This window comes from Agromyces mediolanus (genome assembly GCF_044917495.1).
Lineage (GTDB): Bacteria > Actinomycetota > Actinomycetes > Actinomycetales > Microbacteriaceae > Agromyces > Agromyces mediolanus_B.
Window position 1 is genome coordinate 238,870 of the sequence record NZ_JAVSSI010000001.1, and the last position, 24,025, is coordinate 262,894.

The window sequence follows — 24,025 nt, forward strand, 5'->3', positions numbered from 1 at the left end:
AGACCAGGTATTCGATCAATCACATGCCGTTCGCTTATGATTCAGGCATGTCGGATGCCTCCACCGAAGCCCTCGCCGACGCGATCGAGCTGCAGACCGTGCGGGTCGTGCGCGCCATCGCCGAGCACCGCACGCTCACGGCGGCCGCCGCGGCGCTCGGCTACAGCCAGCCCGCGGTGAGCCAGCAGCTGCGCCGGTTCGAGCAGCGCACCGGGGTCGCCCTCGTGGAACGGGTGGGCCGAGGCATCCGCCTCACTGAAGCCGGACGCGCACTCGCCCGGCACGCGCACGCCGTCGCCACGAGCCTCGAGGCCGCGGCGGGGGAGCTCGCCGCCCTGCGGGGGCTCCGGGCGGGGCGGGTGCGGCTCGTCGCGTTCCCCTCGGCGTCGCCGAGCCTCGTGCCGCGGCTCATCGCGGCGCTCACGGCGAGTCATCCCGGTGTCGAGGTCACCTACGTCGAGGCGGAGCCGCCCGAGGCGGTCGCCGCCGTGCGCGAGGACCGCGCCGACCTCGCGATCACCTTCAGCTACCCGGGCGACCGCAACGATCCGCACCGCGAGAGCGCCCGCGGACTCGAGGTGCGCTCGTACACGCACGAGCCGATGCGCCTCGTGCTGCCCGGCGACCACCCCGCCGCGGGATCCGACGTCGTCTCGCTCGCCGAGCTCGGCGACGAGCCGTGGATCGCCGGCTGCCCGCGCTGCCGCGGGCACCTGCTCGAACTCTGCGCCGAGGCGGGCTTCTCGCCGCGCATCGCCTTCGAGACCGACAACTTCGTCGCCGTCGAGGGCATGGTCGCGCAGGGGCTCGGGGTGGCGCTGCTGCCGGCGCTCGCGCTCGCGGCCGCGCCGAGGCATCCGGCCGTCGTCACCCGCCCCACCGATCACGGCGACGAGCGCTCCCTGCACCTCGTCACCGCGCGCGGCGCGGAGCGGGTGCCCGCGATCGCCGCAGCCCTCGCGGCGCTCGCCGTGCTGCGGGAGGGCGCCGCCACTACGATTGACGGTGATGTCTGACACGGCCCACCCCACGACCACGGCGAGCGGAAGCGACATCCGCGTCCGCTTCTGCCCCTCACCCACCGGCACCCCGCACGTCGGGCTCGTGCGCACCGCCCTGTTCAACTGGGCGTACGCACGGCACACCGGCGGCACCTTCGTCTTCCGCATCGAGGACACCGACGCCGCGCGCGACAGCGAGGAGAGCTACCAGCAGATCCTCGAAGCGCTCGGCTGGCTCGGCCTGAACTGGGACGAGGGCATCGGCGTCGGCGGTCCGCACGAGCCGTACCGGCAGTCGCAGCGCGGCGGGATCTACGCCGAGGTGATCGAGAAGCTGAAGGCCTCCGGGCACCTCTACGAGTCGTTCTCGACCGCGGAGGAGATCGACGCCCGCAATGAGGCCGCCGGTCGCCCCAAGCAGCTCGGCTACGACAACTACGACCGCGAGCTCACCGAGGAGCAGAAGGCCGCGTTCCGCGCCGAGGGCCGCGAGCCCGCGCTGCGCCTGCGCGTGCCCGAGGCCGACCTCGGCTTCGACGACCTCGTGCGCGGCCGCATCGACTTCCCGGTCGGCTCCACCACCGACTTCGTCGTCGTGCGCCCGAACGGTGCGCCGCTGTACACGCTCGTGAACCCCGTCGACGACGCGCTCATGGGCATCACGCACGTGCTGCGCGGCGAGGACCTGCTGAGCTCCACTCCGCGCCAGATCGCGCTGTACCGCGCGCTCATCGACGTGGGCGTGGCGAGCTTCATCCCGCGCTTCGGCCACCTGCCGTACGTGATGGGGGAGGGCAACAAGAAGCTCTCCAAGCGCGACCCCGAGTCGAACCTGTTCCACCACCGCGACCGGGGCTTCATCCCCGAGGGGCTCGTGAACTACCTGGCGCTCCTCGGCTGGGGCTTCTCGGCCGACCGCGACGTGTTCAGCCGTGAGGAGCTCGTCGAGAAGTTCGACGTCGCCGACGTGAACCCGAACCCCGCGCGGTTCGACCAGAAGAAGGCCGACGCGATCAACGGCGACCACATCCGCCTGCTCGAGCTCGCCGACTTCACCGCGCGCACCGTGCCGTACCTGCAGGCCGCCGGCGTCGTCGAGACGCCGATCACGCCCGCGCAGGAAGCCGTGCTCGTCGAGGTCGCCCCGCTGGTGCAGGAGCGCATCACCGTGCTCGGGGAGGTGCCCGGGCTCGTGTCGTTCCTGTTCACGGATGCCTCGGCGCTCGCGTACGACGCCGACGCCGTGTCGGGTCTGCCGGCGAACGCCGCCGAGGTGCTCGACGCGGCCCGTGCCGCCCTCGGCGCGCTGCCCGCGGAATCGTGGACCCACCTCGAGATCGAGGAGGCCCTGCGCGGCGCCCTCATCGACGGGCTCGGCCTGAAGCCCCGCGTGGCCTTCGGTCCCGTGCGCGTCGCCGTCTCCGGACGCCGGGTGTCGCCGCCGCTCTTCGAGTCGATGCAGATCCTCGGCAAGATCGACTCGCTCGCGCGGATCGACCGGCTTGCGGGGGAGCTCGCCGGAGCGTAATCGGTCTCGTTCCCTGTCCCGCGGCCCCGGCCCGCTGAGCCCCGCTCAGTTTGGCCGGGGCCGCGGCGTAGGCTACAGTTGACTCTCGGCCCGGTACTCCGGTTTCGGGCCATTGGGGTATGGTGTAATTGGCAACACGGCTGATTCTGGTTCAGTTGTTCTTGGTTCGAGTCCAGGTACCCCAGCCAAGCATAAGAACTATCCAAAAAATCACCTCTGACCAGGGGTGATTTTGTTTATGCTTCGGTACGCGGCACTGGACGTGATTCCATCGTTTTTGCCGTCTGACCTCTGTTTTTCAAGGGTTTGAGTCCAGCTAAGTATCTGCGTATCGGTACATGTCTTCGCGCGCGGCTCCACCTCTGTGACATGTACCGATGCCCCACTCTTTCGGCTCAGAACCGTTCGGGGCGCCAACCTCCGAGGTACTTGTCTGCGAGGTCCAGGATGTCGTCGTTGCCGAGCTTCTTCCGGACACTGGCCACGGCCTTCTTGACCACGGTCTCGGAGCCGAACAACCCCACTACGAGGTCCCACGCGAGACGGTCTTCCGTCTTGACCTTTCGTGAGCCCATCGACTGCGACCGGGCCGTTGATTTCGCCGATCGTAGGACCGACCTGATCAGGACCGGGTCTGATGCGCCAGTGAGCGGGGCCTTGCCGGTCAAGTCCCGCACCGCGTCGTAGATGCGCCACGCGTCCCATTCGCGCTCGGGTTCTGCCGGCTGAGTCTTTTGAAGCCGGTTGACGAACTCGTCCTGTAGCTGCTGCGCGAACGCCTCGCTGACGAGCTTGAGGCCGGAGCCTTCACGGTGGCCCATGCTGTGGATGAAGTCGAGCTGGGAGGAGTACGTTTCGATGCCAGTCAGAATCTCGGCGACCAGTGCTTCCCGATCCGCCTCGTCCTCAACCTTGCGAAGAAGGCGTAGGACTACCCGTCCGACGGTCAGATCCGGACGGCTGAGGTCAAACATCCCGGCGTTCTTCTTCTCGGGGATTCTGTCAATGAGGTTCAAGAGCGTCGTCGACGCGGGAACGATCATCTCCGTCGTGAACTTCTTCTCATACGCCGTTAGGCCTTCAAGGATCGTGTCGAGCTGGTCTGGGTCCAGTTCCGACAAGTAAGCTTCGAGCGCTTCGGCATCGTCGAGCACGGCGAAGGCGCCTTCGGTACTCCTGAACGCAACAAGGGTGTCGGGTGCGACTCGGTCGAAATAGAGGTTGAGGTAGTCCGCGTGAGCCATCCGGTGCGCGGTGCGCCAAGTGCCAAGCCAGTCGGAGCCGTAGCTGCTGTTCTCCACGTACTGCAGCGCGACCGGGAAGAGTCGGTTGAACAGCGCCCGTATGAGCGGTACGTCCTCAGGGAAGTCCTTCAGGAGTGCATCTATCGCCTTCTGTGCTTCGTCATCCTTGCGCGATGAATAATCACGCGTCTTCGTCAGCTCCGTGCGGAGCTTCGCCAGACGCTGCATAAGGTCGGGACGGAACACACGAACGACTTCCATGGCTAGAAGGTCCACAAGATCGATCTCCGCCCCAAGGCTCTTGATCGTCGCCTTCGACGAAATTGCGTACCGAGTCACGTCCCGCATGTTCGAGAGCAGCGGGTCAATGATCTCGAAGTAGGCATCTCCCCAGCGATCCTCGTCGAGTTCGACGTCGGCGACTGGAGCGAGCACGCGGTTGAGCTCGTTGAAGACCTGGGAACGAAGAAGCATCTCCGGTGCTTGCGGCACGTCAAAGCTAAGTTGGACGATCTTTTCGAGATACGCACGCCCCGGGACTCCGTCCTCGGTGAGCGCCTGCTCGACCCGGGTGCGGTCGAACGCCAGCACGTAGACGATGTTCGGGAAGCTGGCCGTCAGGCGAACCAGCTTGAAGATCTCGCGTATCTCCGGCGTCGTCAGCCGGTCGATGTCGTCGATCACCACGACGATCGGTTCTGTCAGGGCGGCGAGTTCCTCTGTGATCTTCTCGCGCACCTTCTTCGCACTGCGGTCAGCGTCCGTGGTGTCGGCCAACCCGCCGATAGCAGCTGCCGCTGCCTCTCCGACCGCTCCTGCGAACGGAACTGGGATGAGCTGCGATGCCGGTTTGAGTATGCCGGCGTACTTCGCCAGCCAGTCGGCCGTCTGGCCAAACTTGCTCTTGTTCTTCACGTTCAGCTCGGCGCCGATCTCGGTGAAGAAGAAGTTGACGAGCTGGTTCGAGCCGGAGAACATCCACGGGTTGAAGTCGACGACCGTCAGCTTCGGTTCTTTCTCGAATTGCTCGCGCATCAGATTGATGAAGGAACTCTTGCCATGTCCCCATGGTCCGAGCACACCGACGACCAGCCCTTCGCTTGCATCAAGCTCCCGGATCGACTCGGCGAAATCGTGCGCGACCGGAGCCCGCCCAAGGTCATCGTCCGCCGACGACTTGATCGGGGCATCGATCGGTGGCTTCTCGTGTGGCAGTTCTATGTCGCTCATATGCCTCTAGTTATGCGCCACTCTGAACCGGTTTGCAAGCTTGACTACTTTGCTCATGCTTGCAATCTCGGGGGAGTAGCTCATAGTGAAGCGTCCCATGCCGAGACTCACTACCCGCGACTACCTGACGATCCGCCACTTCCTCATCGACCTGTGGAATGAGAACGACGGTCAAGCGTTCGGCGAGCTCCCCGGCTACGCCCAACGCGACATCCATGACTACTTTGCTCCCACTGTTCCGATGTCCGATCGCGATGCACTCGCCCACCGCAAGCAGATGACCAAGGTCTTCCCTTCTCTGCCGCAGAAGGCCGGTCGAGACTTCGAAGCTCTCCGCGCCAGTCTCGATGGACGTCCGAACCAGATGGTCGACCGCCACCGTGGCAAGACCACCCGCGCGTTCAAGGTCGGTGGCAAGACACGCACGATCCGCGTCGCCGCCGTCTCGCGTCCACAGATCGATACTCATTACCTCGCCAAAGCGCTGCTCCAGCTCGTCAAAGAGGACGACGGCACGCTCATGAGGAAGGCGCGCCGTAGGGAAGCCCGGCAGGATCGGCGGCCACGATAGTGTCTTGACTAGGGTTGGCGAGGTCTTCATAATCAGGGGCATATATGGCTACTACGGTGTATATGACGGGGGCAACAGGAAGTGCCTGACAAGGGCCCGTTTTCTGTTGACCCGCAGCAGGTCGAAGGGCTCGAAGGCTCGGCCTTCGCGGACCTAGTGGGACGCCTGCTCGAAGCCGAGTTGGCGAGTGCCGGGCTTGCCGGTACTGCCCTCACGCAGACGTACCGTACGAACGCGCCTGACGGAGGTGTCGATGCAGGACTGACCTCTGGTCTCGCTACTGTCTGGGTTCCTCAAGGACAATCAGCGTGGCAGTTCAAGGCTGGTGATCTCGCACCAGCCGCATGCAAGACAGAACTCCTTGGCGCAACCGCAGTCCTTGAAATCCTGAAGATGGGCGGCTCCTACCGGTTAGCCCTCGGACGGTCGCTGACTCCTGTCCAGATATCTAGACGAAAGTCGGCGCTGGAGGCGGCTATTCGTTCTGTTGGCATCGCCGTCAACCCCGGAACTATCGAAGTGTTGAATGCCGATCACCTTGCGCGATGGGCGGAGGTGTACCCGGCGGTTGCGATCAGCCCGTTGATTCGCGGTATCGGCATTATCGGCCAGACCTTTGATGAGTGGTCGGCATCGGTCAGTCATAAGACGACTTGGGTTGCGTCTGACGCACGCGAAAAGCAGATCGAGAGCTTGCGGGAAGCCATACAGTCCGGTGACGAGTCCGGCGTGCATGTCGAGGGCGTGAGCGGACTCGGAAAGACCCGACTAGTCATGGAGGCGCTCCGAGGCCAGCCCAATCAGGCCCTTGTGATCTATGTGCCGAGCGAAGACCAGTTCACTCCGGCCGTCTTGAGTCAACTTCAGACGCAGGGGCGCTCAGCCGTGATCGTCATCGATGAGTGCGATGCAAAGCGTCATGACATCTTTGCCGCGATGCTCCAGACGGGTACGAAGATCCGACTCGTCACCGTTAGCGAACCGTCTCAGCGTGCAGCCCGAGCGGCGACGCTCCAAATCACGGCTTTCGAGGACGCTCCGCTCACTGAGCTCTTGCAGAAGAACGTACCGACACTCTGGCCGGAAGCGACCAGGGTCATTGTCGAAGTCTCTGCGGGGAACATCGACTACGCACTGAAGTGTGCGAAGGCACTCGTTGCCCAACGCCCTGGCACCGCACGCCAACTGATCGACCCCAACGACATCCGCCAGTTCATCGTCGATGAACTTCCTGGAGGGACACTCTTTTTAGCATCATCCGCCCTCGCCCTTTTTAGCCGTATCGGCTTCGACGCTGAACTCGCTTCGGAACTCTCAATACTGAGCGAGGGGCTCGGCGTACCTGAGCCCGATCTTCGGGCCGCGGCAGCGGACCTCGCCTCACACGGCTTACTCACAACACAGGGACGCTATCGAAGCGTCGGCCCCAACCCTGTCGCAATCTACCTAGCCTCAAACGGGTGGACGGAGTTCGGATCACGCATCGTAACTGACCTCCTACCCAAACTCTCCGAAGACCTCACTGAACGCCTCTTCCGACGCGCTGCCGAGATTGGCGATTCCACATTGCCTCGCGCAGTCATCGATCAAATGCTTGGTGCCGACGGTCCACTCAGCTCACTTGAAGCCGTAGCAACAGACCGCCGCGGGAATCTGCTGGATCACCTCGCGATTCTCTCGCCTGAGAGGGTGTCGGGTCGGATTGCTGAGCTACTCGCGGAAACGGAAGATGACGACCTGCGCAAGGCTGAAGGCGCACGACGGCCACTGGTGTGGGCACTGCAGAAGCTTGCATGGCATACCTCAACCTTCACTGAAGCAGCCGATTCCCTCCTACGACTTGCTCTCGTTGAAAATGAATCCTTCTCCAACAACTCGACAGGCGTCTGGGTGGACCTGTTCGGAACGATGCTGCCGTCAACAGCTGCGTCTCCGGCCGAACGCCTCGCCTATCTGCGATCGAAGGCCGCGGAAGGTCGTCCAGAAATCCGTGCGCTCGTAGTTAAGGCCGCGCATCGGGCACTTGATTCCCACGAGCACACGATGGTGTCAGGAGAGCTTCAAGGTGGAGTCGTGGTTGAACCTCGCGGTGCGCCCAAGACTTGGGGCGAGTCTTGGGAATACCGCAACGCCATCATCGACATCCTCGGTTCTCTCAGCGGCGATTCGGACGCAGACGTTGCAGCGTCCGCCGTTGAGGCGCTCACGGACGCTATTCATGCTTCCCTCGGCCAGCCCGTACTTCGAGACCATCTGGCGTCAACCCTTGCAAGCCTTCCTCCCGAGCAGCTCCAAGACGCTCGTGCGAAACTTGCAGACCTTGCGTCGCTGTACGACCGCACTGGTGACGAGAGGCATTATGCCGAAGACATCGACGCCATCCTTGCCGCCCTGCCCGCTGACACTCTTGACGACCAACTCTGGGTGCTCGCGCACGCATCGCCATGGGACAGGCGCAACGGCGACATTGAAACTGACTTCATCAACGCCCTGGATGGGACGGAATCCGAGTCCGCCACGGCCAAGCTTCTCGCACTGCTCGTGAAAGAGGTACCCACCGACTTCATTATCGGGAGGGTGCTTGCAAAGCGCGGCGCAGATATCGCCGCCACTGCACCTATGCTGCTCGCGCAGCTGTCAGGCCCCAACGCTCGCGCATTGGTGGGGTTCCTCGTTGGTCTCGAGGAGGCAACCCCTGGCACTTACGACGAGTACGTTGACCAGCTGAACGCCGATCCGATCACGAAGCTACGTCTCACCACTCAAGGTCCACGCACTTCACGTGCTGAAGCACGGGCGGCAGAGCTTCTTCCGCAAATCTCTGTCGCAGAAGGCGCTCGAGCAGTCTTCTACTGGCTGCGTGAGACCAGCGACGACGACCTGCTTCGCCTCTACATCAACGACTGGAAGACCCGCGTCGAATCGGAGGACGACTATCGCGCACTCGTGGACTTCCTTGCATTCGAGCTACACGATCGACCAGAGATCTCACCAGAGCTTCAGACTGCGATCGAAGAGATCGTCGAGCTTCGGCTTCGGTTCCCAGTACTCGGTCAACAAGAGTACGACTGGTCTCAGCTCGCAGAACGACAGCTCGAGAAGGACCCGGCGCGCATCGTTCGAATTCTCGTTGAGCTTGTCGAGCAAGACGCGATCAGTATGTACTCCGGCTCTCAAGAGAAGGGACTCTTCGGCCGAGCCCTGAAGCTCGCAGGGAAAGAAGCCTGGATCGAACTCCTTGATCGGCTTGCGAAGCGTGAGTCATGGAAGCTGGCATTCTCTACGCAAGGTTGGGTCGCTGACATCATCGATCTTGATGTGATCGAAAGCTGGGTTGGCGACTCGATAGATCGCGCCAAGACCGTGGCCTCGGTTGCTTCTGTGGGTTCAGACGAACTAAGTCCGGTCGCGTCTTTCCTTCTGAGCCGCTTCGGAGATGACCGAGGTGTGACGTCTCCGCTTGTGGGTGAGTTCATCTCCGGGATGTGGTCAGGGAACGAGTCAGATCGGATCAAGGGCCAGATTGCTCAGGTGAAGCGCTGGCTCGCTCAACCTGGTCAATCTGAGGGTGCTAAGCGGTGGTGTCGAAAGCTGCTTGAACACCTCGAGTCTCGGCTGGGAGATGTACTCCAGGGCGAGCAGGAACACGATTGGTAGTGACGCAGCGCGGTCCCGCCTAGTTCTTGCGGCGAGGTGCGCTTGCTCTCATCTTCGCTCCGCTTCGATGCAGTGCTCTCAAGACCGCCCCATGCGACAGCTCGTACCTTTTCTCGAGTTCAGCCATCGTGGCGCCGGCTTCATACTCGCGCGCCATCGCGGCCGCGTCGTCGTCACTGACCTTCCGTTTGGAGATGACTACACCTTCCTCGCGCAACATTCGCGTCAGTGCCGAGTTCGCAACATCCAGTTCGCGAGCAAGGGACCGAATACTTTCACCCGCCCTGGCACGACGGACGAGCTCCGCGACTTTGATGCTGCCGAGTCGCTTGGACAGCTCGTGGCTTCGGTACACATTTGGTGCGCTCAAACCATCGTTTCGATCACCGGGAACCGCGAGATCCCGCAGTTCCACAGGGGTGAACGGCAGCTCCAAAGGGTTTGAGTAGAGGTCGGCAATGTCAGCAAGTTGTGAAGTGTAGAAGCCCCGGTTTTCCGGGGCTTTTTGCTTGTTGCGGTCAACCCGCTTCGTACGCCAGCACGATCAACGCGGAGGCGACGAACGCTCCACCGCTCAGAGCGGCCGTGGTGGCGGCGAAGGTGATGATGGCCAGTCCGAACCTGGAACCAGGCGACGTCGAGCGTCGACACGATGCTGAGCCGAGACGTTCGGCCCCGGCAGCGTCGCGCGCCGTTCTCGCCTGACACCTTGCCTGGCTCCGTCGTCGAAGAGGTGACCCCGCGAACACCTGACGAGGAGCCCCATGTCGACGCCCGCAACCACCACTTCCCCCACCCGCACCACCACCCACCAGTACTGGGCCCTCGCCGGCACCGTCATCCTCTCGGCCGTCCTCGGCATCTGGGCGTACTTCCTACCGCAGGCGTTCTTCGATCACTTTCCGATCGTGCTGGGGGAGTGGGTGTCGACCGATGGCCCGTTCAATGAGCACCTGGTGCGCGACCACGGGGCGATGTATCTCGCGCTCGGGGCGGCCGGGGCGTACGGGCTCGTTCGCCCCTCGCTCCCCGTGTATCGAGTGCTCGGCATCGTGTGGTCGGTGTTCGGGGTGCTGCACTTCGCGTACCACGTGGGGCACCTCGATCACCTCGGGCCTGTGGAGGCGACGGCGCAGCTCATCGCACTCGTCGTGGCGCTCGGGCTCGGTGTCGCGATGCTGATCCCGGGGCGTCGGCACCAGGGATAGGCGACGGACGACGTCCGCCTACTCCTCCGAGTCCAACACCGCCGAGTTCCGGATCCCGAGCAACGACACCAGCGCCCCGGCCGCCATGAGCGCCGCAGTGAAGATCGCGATGCGATGGAACCCTTCCAGGTCGAGCACGCCGCCGACGACGACGCCGAGGAGGGCGACGCCGATGAGGCCGGCGATCCTCGCGACGGCGTTGTTCACGGCCGAGGCGATGCCGGAGCGGGCAGGCTCGATCGAGCCGAGGATCGCCGAGGTCAGCGGGGCGACCGTGATCACGAGGCCGAAGCCGGTGAGCACGACCGAGGGCAACACCTGCGTCCAGTAGTTGAACTCGGGCGTCACCGTGAGCAGCAGCAGATAGCCGACGGCCATGATCGCGGGGCCGACGGTCATGAACAGTCGCGGACCCCACTTGCCGCTGAGCGTGCCGATCGGCGAGCTCAGCGCCATCATGATGAGCGTCGTCGGCAGGCTCGCGAGCCCGGCGAGTGTCGCCGACAGCCCGGCACCCTGCTGCAGATACAGTGCAACGACGAGGCCGTTCAGCGACAGCGCCCCGTAGATGAAGATCGTCGCGATGTTGCCCGACCAGAAGTTGCGCACCTTGAACAGCGACAGCGGCAGCATCGGCTGCTTCGCGGTCGCCTGGCGCACGACGAAGCCGATGAGCGCGAGGATGCCGAGCGTGAGCGTGCCCCAGATCGCGGGATTCGACCAACCCAGGTTCTGCTGCTCGATGAGCGCGAACACGGTGCCGCCGAGGCCGACGGTGCAGAGCACGGCGCCCGCCCAGTCGATCGTCGCGCCGGGCTGGCGCACGTCGCGCTGGCGCAGCACGACGAGGAGCCACAGGGTCACCGCGATCGGCACCACGTTGATGAGGAACACGAAGCGCCACGACAGGTAGTCGACGAACAGTCCGCCCATCACCGGGCCGACGAGCATGGCCGCGGTCGTCGAGGCCGTCCAGATGCCGATCGCGCGCGCCTGCGCTGGCCCCCGGAAGTTCGAGGTGATGAGCGCGAGCGAGCTCGGCACGAGCAGCGCTCCGGCGATGCCCTGCAGGCCGCGTGCGATGACGAGGAACAGGGGATCGGGGGCGGCGGCGATCGCGATCGAGGTGAGGCCGAAGCCGATCAGCCCCACCCGCAGGATCACGATGCGGCCGAACACGTCGCTGAGCGAGCCGGCGACGAGGATGAGCGCGCCGAGCGTGATCAGATACGCGTCGACGACCCACTGCTGGGTGATGAGCCCGCCACCGAGCTCCCGCTGGATGGCGGGCAGCGCGACGTTCACGACGGTACCGTCGAGGAACGAGACGAACGACGCCAGGATCGCGATCAGCAGCACGAGCCGCTGCGCCCGCGAGGGCGGCGGCAGTGCGGCAGCCTTGCCCCCGGCGGCGGGAGCGGCAGCGGCGGCGCCGGCGGGATCGGCACCAGCAGCCCCAGCACCAGCGGCGGCCGACGCCCCCGCACCCTCAGGCGGCTCCTCGCCCGTCACTTCCGCAGCTCCTCGGCGAGCATCACGATGATGCCGCTCGGGCCGCGCAGATAGGTGAGCCGGTAGATGTCCTGGTAGGTGCCGACGCCGCGCAGCGGGAAGCAGCCGTGCTTCGCGGCGATCTCGAGCGCCGCGTCGAGGTCGTCGACCGAGAACGCGACGCGGTGCATGCCGATCTCGTTCGGCAGCGTCGGCTCGGTCTCGATCGCGTCGGGGTGCAGGTACTCGAAGAGCTCGAGCCGGCCGTGGCCGTCGGGCGTCTGCAGCATCGCGATCTTCGCGTGGTTGCCGTCGAGGCCGACCGCAGTGTCGGTCCATTCGCCGCTGACGGTGTCGCGGCCGATCACGCTCAGTCCGAGGTCGGTGAAGAACGCGATCGTCTCTTCGAGGTCGCGCACGGCGATGGCGACGTTCTCCAGCTTGATGGCCATACTGCGCATGCTACTCAGCACGGCCGACGGCGGGTGGATCATCGCCGACGGACGGCGGATCAACCAGACCGACGGCGGCGCGGGTCATCCGACCGCCGTGCGGATGCGCACCTCGCGCTCCATCCGCTTCTCGTGACGCTCGCGGCCCTTCAGCGCCTCGGTCTCGCGGTTCTTCGGCGGTGCGTTCGTCGTGAGCCCGTCGAGCAGCCGCCGCGTCGCGACGGCGATCTCCTCGATCGCGAGTTCGAAGGCCTCGGCGTTCGCCCGGGAGGGATGCGTCGAACCGCTCACCTTGCGCACGAACTGCAGGGCGGCCTCGCGCACCTCGTCGTCGGTCGTGGGCGGTTCGAAATTGTGGAGCACGCGAATGTTCCGGCACATGCGCGCCACGATACGCCGAGCCTGCGCCGGCGGCGAGGGGTGGACGGGAGCGTGCGGGCGGACGCGACCCGGATGCCGCGTCCACCCGGAGCCGGGCCTAGATGATGCTGCGGCCCTCGCGCTTCGCCTGGCGCCACTCCTTCACGAAGGCGCGCACGATGACGGCGAGCACGCCGAGCACGATCACGGGCCAGATCAGCACGTACAGGGTGAGCAGGGCGGTCATGCGCGGTCCTTTCCGTCGTTCGCGAGTTCGAGCCGGTCATCCAGCTCGGCAGGGGCGGCCGAGCCAGCGGCGCCGGACGAGGCATCCGCCCCAGCCGCCCCGCCGTCCCTCGTGTCGAAGTCGCCCGTGCGCTCCTTGATGAGCGCGAAATCGAAGCGCCGCGTCGTGTTCGCCATCGTCAGCACCACGCAGACGATCGTCGACGCCGCGTAGGCCACGAGCGATCCCGACAGCACCGGGTAGGTGTGCAGGAAGCCGATCGCGAACGGCGCCGCGGCGAGCGTCGAGACCGTGCCGACGACGAGCGCGACGCGGCGCCCGAAGAAGCCGAACGCCATGAGCCCGAGCACCACGCCGATGCCGATCATCGCGAGCACGTCGCTCGCGATGCCGATCCCGCCGGAGAGGTCGATCCACTCGAAGCGCACCGGCAGGAAGCACGCGAGCCCGGCGATCACCGCGGCGGTGAAGGCGAGGTTCGTCACCCGGTTCCAGTAGAAGCTCGAGATCACCGGGAACACGAGCGCACCCCAGAGCGCGCCGACGAACACCAGCAGGTCGAGGATGTTGAACTGCGAGCTCGCGAAGAACAGCCCGGCGGCGGTCGCGATGATCATCGTGATGCGGCCGACCCAGATCATCGTCTGCGGGTTCGCCCGCTTCTTGCCCGCGATGTTCTGCCCGTAGATGTCGGCCATCATGATCGAGGCCAGGGCGGTGAGGTCGGCATCCGCCGTCGACGACAGCGAGCCGATGATCATCACGAAGAACACGCACAGCAGCACCGGCGGCAGGTAGTTCGCCGCGAGCTGGGGGATGAGGTTGTTCACGTCGTCGTTCAGCGGCTGGATGCCCGCGTACAGGGCGAGCACGCCGAGCATGCCGACGCCGATGATCGTCGCCCCATAGCCGACCGTCGCGGTGACGAAGGTCTTCTTGATCAGATCCTCGCGCACGGCGAAGAGGCGCTGCGCGATCGTCTGGTTGCCGATCGCGTACGCCAGCACGGCCGCGATGTACGGCGCGCCCTGGTTGAAGAACGCGTCGGAGGAGAAGAAGTCCTGCTGCTGCGGCGTCAGGTTGTGGGCGCCCGTCTCGAAGAGCGACGGCCCGCCCGCGGCGAAGAACACCACCGGGATGATGATGACCACCGCGCCGAGCATCGCCACGACCTGCGCGAAGTCGGTCAGCACCGAGGCGCGGAAGCCCGACCACAGCGTGTACAGCAGCACGCCGGCGGCGATCGCGATGATGCCCTGCGTGAAGGTGAACGGCGACAACATGTCGATGAGCGCGCCGCCCGCGATGAGGTTCGAGGTGAGGCTGATCACGCTGCCGAGCACGTTCGAGCCGGCGAGCATGAGCTGGCTCGAACGGCCGTGCCGGGCGAACATGACCTCGGCGATGGTGTGCGCACGCGGCGCGACCTGCCGGATCCGCCGCCCGAAGGGGTAGATCAGCAGGATCATCAGCGCACCCCAGAGCCCGTAGTGGATGGGCCCGGAGATGCCGTAGGTGAAGCCGGAGGTCGCCGAGGCGTACATCGACGACGCCCAGATCCAGGTCGCAGTCATCGACGCGGCCGAGATGCCGAAGCCGATCTTGCCGCCGCCGGTCATGTAGCCGTCGGCGTTCTCGCGCTTCCGGCTGATCCGGATGGACATGTAGAGGCTGCCGCCGAAGAACAGCAGCATGAGGGTGACCACGATGGGTCCGGACAGCTGTTGGAGCTGGTCCATGTCGACTCGCTTTCGTCAGGGCGTCCCGCGTCGATGCGGGACGCGGGAGGCAGGGACGAAGAGCGGTCAGTCGGGAGGGATGCGGGTCGCTGCGGCGTGTTCGTGGTGCCGCCCGGTGGTGCCGAGGCGGGTCCCGCAGGGCGGGAAGAACGTTCGTGCAGCTACGAGCACGCGGTCCCTTTCGTCGGTGGTCGGGGCGGTGCGAGGCGCGCGCAACGCGCGGCGCGATCCGGGGATCGCCGACGCACCGGGCTGGCGAGACGGCGGGAATCGGGATGCCGGAAACGGGGTTCCTGGGCGCCGCCATGACGAGGCCGGACTCCCGTGGAAGTCCGGCGCAGCCTCGTTCGACCGTAGCGGACCCCGCGCCGAGTGGCCAGTCGAGCAGATCGGTGGTGGGGGCTCAGCCGAGCAGCTCGCCTGCCCGCTCGAGCGCCGGGCCGAGGCCTGCGAGCACCGCGACGTGGCCGTCGCCCTCGCGGGCGTGCAGCTCGGCGCGGGGGAGTGCCGCGGCGATCCGCTCGGCGTGGGCGAAGGGGATGACTCGGTCGCCCGTGCCGTGGACGAGCAGCACCGGCTGCGTCACCTCGGTGAGCGCGACACCCCAGTCGTTCACGAAGGCGCAGTCGTCGTCGACCGAGCCGTCCGGTCCGAATGCCTCGGCGGCCTGGGCGTCCTCGCCGACCACGCCCCACTCGCCCTCGAGCGCGGCCCAGTCGCCGGGCAGGAACTGCTCGGGGTCGAACACCTCGTGCTCGGCGTAGGCGAGGCGGGCCGCCCGGCCGTCGCGCGCGGCCAGCAGCCCGCCGGGCGCCCGCATGCCGGCGAACCAGCCCGCACCGCTCGCGCCCGTGCCACCCTCGAACGGCGCCGGGCTCGCCACCGCGACCACGGCGGCGACGAGCTCCGGGGCGAGGGCCGCGAGGGCGAGCGCGTGCGGTCCGCCGCCCGAGTACCCCGCAGCGATCGCCCGGGTCACCCCGGCCGCCTCGAACACGGCGAGCGCGTCGCGGGCCGCGCTCGCCACGGTGCGGCCCGGATGCGGCGTCGAGCCGCCGAAGCCCGGCCGGGCGATCGAGACGAGCCGGAACCCGAGCCGCTCGGCGTGCACGACGAGCGGTGCGGGCGGCCGGCCGGTGTGCGGCGTGCCCGGATGCCACACGAGCGCGGTGGAGGCATCCGCCGGCCCGGTCTCGAAGCTGCGGATGGTGCGCCCGTCGGGAAGCACCGTGTCTCCGGATCGCATCGCGTCACCGCGTCGCATCGTCGTCCTCCGCGCTCGCGCACTCGCTCGTCGCCCGCATCGTGAGGCGAGCCCGCTCGTCGTCGCCGGTGGCGGTGATCTCGACCGTGATGAGCTCGCGGCCAACCAGGCGGATGCCGAGATCCTCCCGGTTGTCGAGGGGCTTCACCCGCCGCTGCCAGCCCTCCTCCTCGGGGAAGGCGTCGCCGAGCGAGGCCGCCCACGCCACCCGGTCGAAGCCGGGATCGAGCTCGACGCTGCGCCGATGCACGGTCTGCTCGCCGCGCCCCTCGAGCGGGCAGGGCTGCACGATCACCTCGTCGGTGCGGTCGAGCGCGCTCGCCGCGGGCACTGTCGCCTCGATCGCGTCGAGCTGCGCGGTGACCGCCGCCGAATGCTCCGCGACGGTGCGCGTCTGCTGCGCCTGCGTGACGGCCACCGCCGCCCAGACGACCCCGCAGAGCACGACGACGCCGCCGACCGGCAGGGCGATCCGCCAGAACGACCGGCGCGCTTCCCCCATGCCTGCACGCTACCCGAGCGGCGTCACCGGGCGTTCCACGGCCCTGTCCGCGGGCGGCGCGCCCCGGCGGAGATCGCGCTCCGGACCGCGGGCGGGGCCCTACACTGAGGGGATGATCGAGCGGACACCCACGAAGAGGCCGATTGCCGATCAGATGTACGACGTCCTGCTGCAGCAGTTCATGTCGGGGGAGCGCGGCGCCGGCCAGAGCCTGAACATCGGCGCGCTGTCGCGGGAGCTCGACGTGAGCCAGACGCCGCTGCGGGAGGCCCTCGCCCGGCTCGAGCACACCGGCCTCGTCGAGCGCGAGGCGCTCCGGGGCTACCGCGTCGCGCCGATGATGACGCGCAGCGAGGTGCAGCAGCTGATGGAGGCCCGCCTCCTCCTCGAGCCGAAGCTCGCCGAGCAGGCGGCGCTCCGCAAGACCGACGCGTTCCTCGCCGAGCTCCGCGAAGCGGTCGACGAGTTCCACCAGTCGGCCGAGCTCGCCGACGTCGAGACCGAGGGCTTCGACCTGTACTGGCGCTCGGACGACCGCTTCCACATGTGCATCGCCGCGCAGGCGGGCAATCGCTTCCTCGAGATGGCGTACGCGGCCCTCGGGGGACAGATCCAGCGCTTCCGGCTGTTCTCGAAGTTCGGCCGCACGGGGGCCCGGCGCGCGGCGCCGGAGCACACGGCCATCTACGAGGCGATCGCGTCCGGAGACGGGGCGGCGGCGGCCGAGGCGATGCGGGCGCACGTGATCGGTGCGACGGAACGGCTGCTCGGCGACTGAGACGCTCGATCGGTCGTCAGTCCTGCTCGTTCGATTGTGCAATACTATAGTCCATACTATTTTTGAGGAGGCGGCGATGGAGCGCACGGCAGTCGGGGCGGTGACCGCAGCATGAGCGGGTACACGGCCACGCCGCTCGTCGAGGGCTTCCCCGGTAAATCGGCCTCGCACGGCGCCTTCGGCTGGAGCAGCCTCTGGCTGCTCGACGACGGCGAGCGCCGCGTGCTGATCGACGCGGGGCAGCCTGCGTACATCCCGCTCATCCACGAGGGACTCGATCGACTCGGCCTCACCGCGGCCGACGTCACCGACGTGCTCATCACCCACCTGCACTGGGACCACGTCGCGAACTTCACGATGTTCCCGAACGCGACCACCTGGGTGGGGGAGCAGGAGCTCGCCTGGGCCGCCGAGCAGCCCGCCGGGACGAAGTTCATCCCCGACCTGCACGTGCAGGAGCTGCTGCGCCGCCGGGAGGGCGTCGAGCGGATGCGCCCCGGGCAGGAGGTCCTGCCCGGCATCCACGCCCTCGCGAGCCCCGGCCACACGCCGCACCACCTCGCCTTCTTCGCCGAGCGCAGCGACGACCGCCTGGTCTTCGCCGGCGACTCGGTGAAGAACCTCCACGAACTGACCACGCTCCGGGCGGACTCCAGCATGGACGACGAGGCGAGCACCGCCACGATCGACCGGCTGCGCTCGCTGCTCGCCGACACCTCGGGCGTGCTCGTCCCCGGCCACGACGTCGGGCTCGCGCTCGTCGACGGCGCCGTCGAGCGGGTACGACCGCAGCGCGCGGAGATCGGCTACTTCGCCGACGCCTCGGGCGAGCAGGACCGGAGCATCGGCTGACGCCGATGCGGACGAAAGGACGACGATGACCACAGTGCTCTACACCGGAGGCACCGGCCGCATGGGCCGCGTGATCCGGGAGGGCCTCGCCGGCCGCTACGAGCGGGTCGTGCTCTACGCCCGCCGCGCCCCGGAGGGCGAGCTGCTCCCGGGCGAGGAGCTCGTCCTCGGCGACCTCGCCGAGCTCGACCGGCTCACCGAGGCCGCCGCGGGCGTCGACGTGATCGTGCACCTCGGCGGCGTCGCCGACGAAGCGCCGTACGAGGCGGTCCGCAGGGCGAACATCGACGGCACCTACCACGTCTACGAGGCGGCGCGCCGGGCGGGTGTCCGCCGGGTCGTGTACGCGAGCTCCAACCACATCGTCGGCTTCCACCCCGCCTCCGAGGTGCTCGACGAGCTGGCACCGCTCCGCCCCGACACCTACTACGGCGTCTCCAAGGCCTTCGGCGAGGCGCTCGCGAGCCTCTACCACGACAAGTGGGGCGTCGAATCGGTGCTCCTCCGCATCGGCACCTTCCGCCCCGCGCCCGAGGACGTCCGCCAGCTCGCCCTCTGGCTCAGCTGGCCCGACGGCGTCGAGCTCGTGCGCTGCGCGATCGAGGGCGGCCCCGTCGGCTGCCAGGTCGTCTACGGCACCTCCGCGAACTCGGAGCGCTGGTGGAACGCCGACGCCGGGTGGGCCGCGATCGGCTACCGGCCGAAGGACGACGCGGCCGACCACGCCGACGCCGTCGACCGGGCGAAGTCCGTGCCCGCATTCCACGGCGGGGCCTTCACCGCAGCCGACTACGAGGGAGGGATCTGGTGACCGCCACCGCCGACGTCCTCATCACGACCGCCTTCCTGCAGCCGGGCGACGAGGTGGACCTGATGCTCGGCGCCGCCGGGCTCACGACCCGGCACGTGCCCGACCTCGGAGCGCTCGGCGACGCCGAACGGGCCGAACTCCTCGCCGGCGTGCGCGCCGTCATCGCCGGCACGCTGCCCCTCACCGCCGAGCACCTCGCCGCCGCCGAACGCCTCGAGCTCATCGTGCGCACCGGCGTCGGCTACGACAGCGTCGACCTCGAGGCTGCGACCGCGCGCGGCATCCCCGTCTGCATCACCGCCGGAGCCAACCGCCAGGCGGTCGCCGAGCACGTCTTCGCGCTCATGCTCGCCGTCGCGCGCCGGGTGCCGGAGAACATCCGGAACCTCGCGGGGGGCAGCTGGCAGCAGCTCACCGGGCGCGAGCTCGCGGGCGCCACGCTCGGCATCCTCGGCCTCGGCTCGATCGGCAAGGCCGTCGCCGGGATCGCGGCGGGCTTCGGCATGTCGGTCCTCGCCTACGACCCGTACTTCGACGAGGCCTTCGCCGCGGCGAACGGGATCCGCCGCGCCGAGCTCGACGAGGTGCTCGCGGAGTCCGACTTCGTGACCCTGCACCTCTTCCTCGACGATTCGACCCGCAACCTCATCGACGCCGCCCGGCTCCGCACGATGAAGCGCGACGCGGTGCTCGTGAACACCGCCCGCGGCGGCATCGTCGACGAGGACGCCCTCGTCGACGCCGTGCGCGAGGGCATCATCGGCGGCGCCGCGCTCGACGTGTTCGCGACCGAGCCGCTGCCCGCCGACAGCCCGCTGCTCAGCACCCCCGGCATCCTCGCGACCACCCACGTCGCGGGGGCGACCCGCGAGGCGCGCGGCGAGTCCGGCCGGATGGCGGCGGCGAACGTCATCGACGTGCTCGGCGGCGCCGGCGCGCCCCGCTTCGTCGTGAACCCCGGCTACGAGGGGGTGCCCGCGTGATCGTCGAGACCGCCGCGGGGCCCGTGCGCCTCGCCGCGAACCTCAAGTGGATGTTCACCGAGCTGCCCTTCGAGCAGCGCTTCGACGCGGCCGCGGCCGCCGGCTTCACCGCGGTCGAGTACGCCTCGCCGTACGAGCTGCCGGCTGAGCGCATCCGCGAGCTGCTGGACGGCGCCGGGCTCGCCCAGGCGCTCATCAACACCCCGGCCGGGCCCGCCGGCTCCGCGACCGCGATGGGCGCGGGCTTCGTGCCGGGCGCCGGGGCCGAGTTCCGCGCGGGCGTCGTGCAGGCGCTCGAGTACGCGACCGCGATCGGCGCCCCCGTGGTGCACGTCATGGCCGGGCTCCGGCCGGAGGGCGCCGACCCGCAGCTCGCCTTCGCCGGCTACGTCGCGCACATCGGCTGGGCCGCCGAGCAGGCCCGCGGCACCGGCATCCGCCTGGTGCTGGAGGCGATCAACAAGCGCGACCAGCCCCGCTACGGGCTCGCGACGATGGAGACCGCGGCGGCCGTCGCCGAGGCCGTCGACCCGGAGACGGTGGGGGTCCTCTTCGACGTCTACCACGCGCAGGTCGACGGCGGGAACGTGATCGAGCGCTTCGAGCGACTCGTGCCCCGCATCGGGCACATCCAGATCGCCGACAACCCCGGCCGCGGCGAGCCCGGGACGGGGGAGATCGCCTACGAGCGCGTGCTCGCGCACATCGCCGCGAGCGAGTACCGCGGCTGGATCGGACTCGAGTACGGGCCGGTCGCCGGCACCGTCGAGGGGCTCGGCTGGACGGAGAGGATCGCACGATGACCGGAACCAGGATCGCGCTCATCAGCGCCACGCCGCTCGCCATCGGGCCCGCCGCGGCGGCCGTCGCGGCGCAGTTCCCCGAGGGCACGGTCTGGAACCTGCTCGACGACCGGCTGCTCGCCGACGCGCAGGGCGAGGGCGGGATCACCGCGCCGCTCGCCGCCCGGATGGACCGGCTCATCGAGCTCGCGATCGAGGGGGGCGCCGATGGCGTGCTCCTCACCTGCTCGCAGTACGGCGCCCGTGCTGAGCTGCGCGACCCGGCGGCCGACGGCGTCGCCGTGCTCGCCGCCGACGGCCCGCTGTTCGCCGAGGCCGTCGCGCTCGGCGCGGGCCGCGTGCTGCTCGTCGCCTCCCTCGACTCGGCCGCGGCCGACAGCTCGGCCCGGCTCGGCGAGGCGTTCGCCGGGGCGGGCGTCGCGACCGCGCTCGACACGCTGGTCGTGCCCGCCGCCGCGAAGCCCCAGCCGGAGGGCGAGCTGACCGCCGCTCTCGCCGCCGCGATAGACGGCACGGAGCCCGGCTACGAGGCGATCGTGCTCGCCCAGTTCTCGCTCGCCCCGGCCGCCGCGGCCCTCGCCGAGCGCTTCGGCGTTCCGGTGCTGGATGCGCCGCGGGCGGCCGCGAGCCGGCTCGCCGCCGAGATCGCGGGGCGCGACCGATGATCGGCGTCATCGCCGACGACGTCACGGGGGCGACGGATGTCGCGGCCGCGCTCAGCCGGGCGGGCCTCCGCACCCTGCTGTCACTGACGGCCGCGCTCGACGGAGACCGGGCGGACATGGCTGCCGATGCCATCGTCATCGGGCTGAAGACCCGCTCGATCCCGGTCGCCGAGGCGGTCGCGCAGAGCCTCGACGCCCTCGCGGCGCTCCGCGCGGCGGGAGCCGGGCAGCTGTACTTCAAGTACTGCTCGACCTTCGACTCGACGGCGGAGGGCAACATCGGCCCCGTCACCGAGGCGCTCGCGGCCGAACTGGGCGCCGGCCTCGTCGTGACGACCCCGGCGGCGCCGCTGCACGGCCGCACGGTCTCCCGCGGGCGGCTCTTCGTCGGCGATGTGCCGCTCGACGAGACGCACATGCGCGAGCACCCCGTGACGCCGATGCGCGACTCCTCGGTGCCGCGGCTCCTCGCCCCGCAGGTCACGGGCGAGGTCGGCCTGCTGCCGCTCGACGTCGTCCGTGCGGGCGCCGGGGCGGTGCGCGAGGCCGTCGCGGCGGCCGAGGCATCCGGCATCGCCCACCTCGTCGCCGACGCGGTCGCCGAAGCCGACCTCGACACCATCGCGGAGGCGATCGACGCCGCGCCGCTGGCCGCGGGATCCGCCGGACTCATCGGCGCGCTCGCCAGGCGCCGTCCCTCGGTGCACGGTGCGGCGAGCGCGCCGCCCGCCGGCCGCACCGCGATCATCGCGGGCAGCTGCTCGCGCCGCACGCTGGAGCAGATCGCCCGCTTCGAAGAGACCGGTGCGCCGAGCCACCGCCTCCGCGCCGGGCGCGACGACACCGCGGAGCGGCTCGCCGCCGACGCGCTCGCCTGGTGGGACGCGCAGCCGGACGGGGCATCCGCGCTCATCTACTCCTCGAGTCCGGCGGCCGAGCGCGACGCCGAGTTCCCAGGCGCGGGCGAGCTCTACGAGCGCACCGCGGGACTCGTCGCCGACGGGCTCGCCGAGCGCGGCGTGCAGCGCTTCCTCATCGCGGGCGGCGAGACCTCGGGCGAGGTCGTCCGCGCGCTCGGCGTCGGCACGGCGGTCGTCGGCGAGGAGGCCGCGCTCGGCGCGCCCTGGATCCACGACCCGCGCCGCGAACTCCACCTCGTGCTGAAGTCGGGCAACTTCGGCGAGCCGGAGCTCTTCGTCGAGGTGGCCGGAGCCGGCTCATGAACGGCGCCGGCGCCGCGGCCCGCGCCGTCGAGCGCGTCGCGCACGCCATCCACCGGCGCGGCCTCAGCCACGGCCGCACGGGGAACCTCGCGGTCCGCGACGGCGAGCGCATCCTGCTCACGCCGACCGGGGTGAGCCTCGGCGAGGTCGAGGCGGACGCCCTCTCGGTGCTCGACGCCGACGGCCGCCGCCTCGACGGGCCCCGGCCGACGAAGGAGGCGTTCCTGCACCTCGCGATGCTTCGCACCAGGCCCGAGCTGAACGCGGTCGTGCACACCCATTCGCCGTACGCGGCCGCGCTGTCCTGCCTCGACGGGCTCAACCCCGTCGAGCCGCTGCCCCCGCTCACCGCCTACTTCGCGATGCGGGTCGGCGGCCTGCGCCTCCTGCCGTACCTCGCGCCGGGGGATGCCTCGGGAACCGCCCTCGTCGAGGAGGCCGCCGCCGCGAGCAGCGCTCTGCTGCTGCGGAACCACGGACCGGTCGTCGCCGGCGCCGACCTCGACGGAGCGCTCGACGCGCTCGAGGAGCTGGAGCACACGGCCCAGCTCTTCTTCATCACGGCCGGGCACCGCACCGCGCCCCTCACCCCGGAGCGGGTCGCCGCCCTCGCCCGCCCGCCCGCAGACGGAAGGACCCCCGCCGCATGATCACCCTCTACAGCGGCCTCGTCGTGCGCCAGCCGCTCGTCGACGCGCTCATCCCCGCCTTCGAGGCGGAGACCGGCGAGTGCGTCGAGGCGACCTTCGAGCCCACCACGGTGCTGCTCGAGCGCATCGCCGCCGGCGAGCGCCCCGACCTCGTGCTCGGGGTCGCGGGCTCCGTCGTCGAGCTCGCCGAGTCCGGCGTGCTCGACCCGGCGGCGGTCGCGGAGATCGCGGTGTCGGCGGTCGGCGTCGCGCGCCTGCCGGAGACGACGGGACCGGCGGATGCCTCGGCCGAGGCGTTCCTCGCGCGGCTGCTGGAGTCCCGCGCGGTCGCCTACTCGCTCTCCGGGGCGAGCGGCCTGCACTTCGCCGGCGTGCTCCGCGAGCGCGGGCTCCTCGAGCGCATCGACGAGCGGGCGGTGCGCTTCCCGGCGGGCCTCACCGCGGAGGCGGTCGTCGACGGCCGGGCCGAGTTCGCCATCCAGCAGGTGAGCGAGCTCCGCTCCGTGCCCGGCCCCCACCTCGTGGAGCCGATCCCGCACGGGCTGCAGTCGTACGCGCGCTTCGCGATCGGCGCGCGCGCCGGCGCGCCTGCCGCCGCGCGCGACTTCGCCGGCTCGCTCGCGGGGGAGCGGGCGCTCCTCGCGTTCGAGGCCGTCGGCCTGAGCGCGCCCTGAACCCCTGCCGGCCCGCGCAGCACCAGGCGGCGGCGCCGGCATCCAGACCACTGCCCGAGGCCGAACGAGAACGAGAGAACAGAAGGAACGGA

Annotated in this window: 23 protein-coding genes and 1 tRNA gene; 15 read left to right on the forward strand and 9 right to left on the reverse strand. The window is 68.9% G+C overall.

Annotated features, from left to right (window positions below):
* The first annotated feature begins 47 nt into the window (after window positions 1–47).
* The 3 genes from ROT00_RS01160 to ROT00_RS01170 all read left to right on the forward strand — a co-directional run bounded on the left by ROT00_RS01160 (window position 48) and on the right by ROT00_RS01170 (window position 2,717).
* Window positions 48–1,016 carry a LysR family transcriptional regulator gene (locus ROT00_RS01160; RefSeq protein ID WP_229781581.1) on the forward strand — a complete coding sequence of 323 codons (969 nt, stop codon included), beginning with the start codon at window positions 48–50 and terminating at the stop codon, window positions 1,014–1,016.
* Complete coding sequence (gene gltX / locus ROT00_RS01165) at window positions 1,009–2,529, forward strand: glutamate--tRNA ligase (RefSeq protein WP_404771704.1); 1,521 nt, start codon at window positions 1,009–1,011, stop codon at window positions 2,527–2,529. Before ROT00_RS01160 ends, gltX begins: the two co-directional genes overlap by 8 nt.
* Before the next feature lie 113 nt (window positions 2,530–2,642).
* Window positions 2,643–2,717 (forward strand) — tRNA-Gln (locus ROT00_RS01170).
* A gap of 207 nt (window positions 2,718–2,924) precedes the next feature.
* Here the strand turns inward: ROT00_RS01170 and ROT00_RS01175 are convergent.
* Complete coding sequence (locus ROT00_RS01175) at window positions 2,925–5,003, reverse strand: KAP family P-loop NTPase fold protein (protein WP_404771706.1); 2,079 nt, start codon at window positions 5,001–5,003, stop codon at window positions 2,925–2,927.
* 97 nt (window positions 5,004–5,100) lie between these two features.
* Here ROT00_RS01175 and ROT00_RS01180 point away from each other — a divergent pair, with 97 nt between their 5' ends.
* Window positions 5,101–5,574 carry a hypothetical protein gene (locus tag ROT00_RS01180; protein WP_404771708.1) on the forward strand — a complete coding sequence of 158 codons (474 nt, stop codon included), beginning with the start codon at window positions 5,101–5,103 and terminating at the stop codon, window positions 5,572–5,574.
* Between the two features lie 81 nt (window positions 5,575–5,655).
* Window positions 5,656–9,231, forward strand: a complete 3,576-nt coding sequence (locus ROT00_RS01185) for a hypothetical protein (RefSeq protein WP_404771710.1) — start codon at window positions 5,656–5,658, stop codon at window positions 9,229–9,231.
* Window positions 9,232–9,250: 19 nt separating this feature from the next.
* On the opposite strand, the gene ROT00_RS01190 is transcribed toward ROT00_RS01185, so the two are convergent.
* On the reverse strand, window positions 9,251–9,667 hold the full coding sequence (locus ROT00_RS01190; protein WP_404771711.1) for a hypothetical protein: 417 nt from the start codon (window positions 9,665–9,667) through the stop codon (window positions 9,251–9,253).
* 328 nt (window positions 9,668–9,995) lie between these two features.
* Between ROT00_RS01190 and ROT00_RS01195 the strand changes: the two genes are divergently transcribed.
* Window positions 9,996–10,439, forward strand: coding sequence for a hypothetical protein (locus tag ROT00_RS01195; protein WP_404771713.1), 444 nt, complete (start codon window positions 9,996–9,998; stop codon window positions 10,437–10,439).
* A gap of 18 nt (window positions 10,440–10,457) precedes the next feature.
* Here the strand turns inward: ROT00_RS01195 and ROT00_RS01200 are convergent, their stop codons facing one another.
* The 7 genes from ROT00_RS01200 to ROT00_RS01230 form a co-directional block, all read right to left on the reverse strand.
* Window positions 10,458–11,828: an MFS transporter gene (locus ROT00_RS01200; RefSeq protein ID WP_376933052.1), complete on the reverse strand. Its 1,371-nt coding sequence runs from the start codon at window positions 11,826–11,828 to the stop codon at window positions 10,458–10,460.
* A gap of 119 nt (window positions 11,829–11,947) precedes the next feature.
* Window positions 11,948–12,382: a VOC family protein gene (locus ROT00_RS01205; protein ID WP_404771715.1), complete on the reverse strand. Its 435-nt coding sequence runs from the start codon at window positions 12,380–12,382 to the stop codon at window positions 11,948–11,950.
* 84 nt (window positions 12,383–12,466) lie between these two features.
* Window positions 12,467–12,763, reverse strand: a complete 297-nt coding sequence (locus ROT00_RS01210) for a DUF2277 domain-containing protein (RefSeq protein ID WP_285463466.1) — start codon at window positions 12,761–12,763, stop codon at window positions 12,467–12,469.
* 97 nt (window positions 12,764–12,860) lie between these two features.
* A complete protein-coding gene (locus ROT00_RS01215) occupies window positions 12,861–12,989 on the reverse strand; it encodes a putative transporter small subunit (protein WP_229781582.1) in 129 nt (42 codons plus the stop codon).
* On the reverse strand, window positions 12,986–14,728 hold the full coding sequence (locus tag ROT00_RS01220) for a sodium:solute symporter family protein (protein ID WP_404771717.1): 1,743 nt from the start codon (window positions 14,726–14,728) through the stop codon (window positions 12,986–12,988). The genes ROT00_RS01215 and ROT00_RS01220 overlap by 4 nt, the downstream gene beginning before the upstream one ends.
* A gap of 403 nt (window positions 14,729–15,131) precedes the next feature.
* On the reverse strand, window positions 15,132–15,974 hold the full coding sequence (locus tag ROT00_RS01225) for an alpha/beta fold hydrolase (RefSeq protein ID WP_404771718.1): 843 nt from the start codon (window positions 15,972–15,974) through the stop codon (window positions 15,132–15,134).
* Window positions 15,975–15,978: 4 nt separating this feature from the next.
* Entirely contained in the window at window positions 15,979–16,494 is a 516-nt protein-coding gene (locus ROT00_RS01230) for a hypothetical protein (RefSeq protein WP_404771720.1), read from the reverse strand.
* Window positions 16,495–16,606: 112 nt separating this feature from the next.
* Here ROT00_RS01230 and ROT00_RS01235 point away from each other — a divergent pair, with 112 nt between their 5' ends.
* The 9 genes from ROT00_RS01235 to ROT00_RS01275 all read left to right on the forward strand — a co-directional run bounded on the left by ROT00_RS01235 (window position 16,607) and on the right by ROT00_RS01275 (window position 23,933).
* Window positions 16,607–17,272, forward strand: coding sequence for a GntR family transcriptional regulator (locus tag ROT00_RS01235; RefSeq protein WP_404771722.1), 666 nt, complete (start codon window positions 16,607–16,609; stop codon window positions 17,270–17,272).
* 111 nt (window positions 17,273–17,383) lie between these two features.
* Window positions 17,384–18,124 (forward strand): MBL fold metallo-hydrolase, encoded by a 741-nt coding sequence (locus ROT00_RS01240; protein ID WP_404771724.1) that lies wholly within the window; start codon window positions 17,384–17,386, stop codon window positions 18,122–18,124.
* A gap of 25 nt (window positions 18,125–18,149) precedes the next feature.
* Window positions 18,150–18,935 (forward strand): NAD-dependent epimerase/dehydratase family protein, encoded by a 786-nt coding sequence (locus ROT00_RS01245; RefSeq protein WP_404771725.1) that lies wholly within the window; start codon window positions 18,150–18,152, stop codon window positions 18,933–18,935.
* Window positions 18,932–19,918 (forward strand): phosphoglycerate dehydrogenase, encoded by a 987-nt coding sequence (locus ROT00_RS01250; protein ID WP_404771726.1) that lies wholly within the window; start codon window positions 18,932–18,934, stop codon window positions 19,916–19,918. The genes ROT00_RS01245 and ROT00_RS01250 overlap by 4 nt, the downstream gene beginning before the upstream one ends.
* The gene (locus tag ROT00_RS01255) at window positions 19,915–20,721 is read left to right on the forward strand and encodes a hydroxypyruvate isomerase family protein (RefSeq protein ID WP_404771727.1); all 807 of its coding nucleotides are present in this window, start codon (window positions 19,915–19,917) and stop codon (window positions 20,719–20,721) included. The genes ROT00_RS01250 and ROT00_RS01255 overlap by 4 nt, the downstream gene beginning before the upstream one ends.
* A complete protein-coding gene (locus ROT00_RS01260) occupies window positions 20,718–21,386 on the forward strand; it encodes a hypothetical protein (protein ID WP_404771728.1) in 669 nt (222 codons plus the stop codon). The genes ROT00_RS01255 and ROT00_RS01260 overlap by 4 nt, the downstream gene beginning before the upstream one ends.
* Entirely contained in the window at window positions 21,383–22,609 is a 1,227-nt protein-coding gene (otnK, locus tag ROT00_RS01265; protein ID WP_404771730.1) for a 3-oxo-tetronate kinase, read from the forward strand. Before ROT00_RS01260 ends, otnK begins: the two co-directional genes overlap by 4 nt.
* A complete protein-coding gene (locus ROT00_RS01270; protein ID WP_404771732.1) occupies window positions 22,606–23,259 on the forward strand; it encodes a class II aldolase/adducin family protein in 654 nt (217 codons plus the stop codon). The genes otnK and ROT00_RS01270 overlap by 4 nt, the downstream gene beginning before the upstream one ends.
* Window positions 23,256–23,933: a substrate-binding domain-containing protein gene (locus ROT00_RS01275; protein ID WP_404771733.1), complete on the forward strand. Its 678-nt coding sequence runs from the start codon at window positions 23,256–23,258 to the stop codon at window positions 23,931–23,933. The genes ROT00_RS01270 and ROT00_RS01275 overlap by 4 nt, the downstream gene beginning before the upstream one ends.
* Window positions 23,934–24,025: the final 92 nt, after the last annotated feature.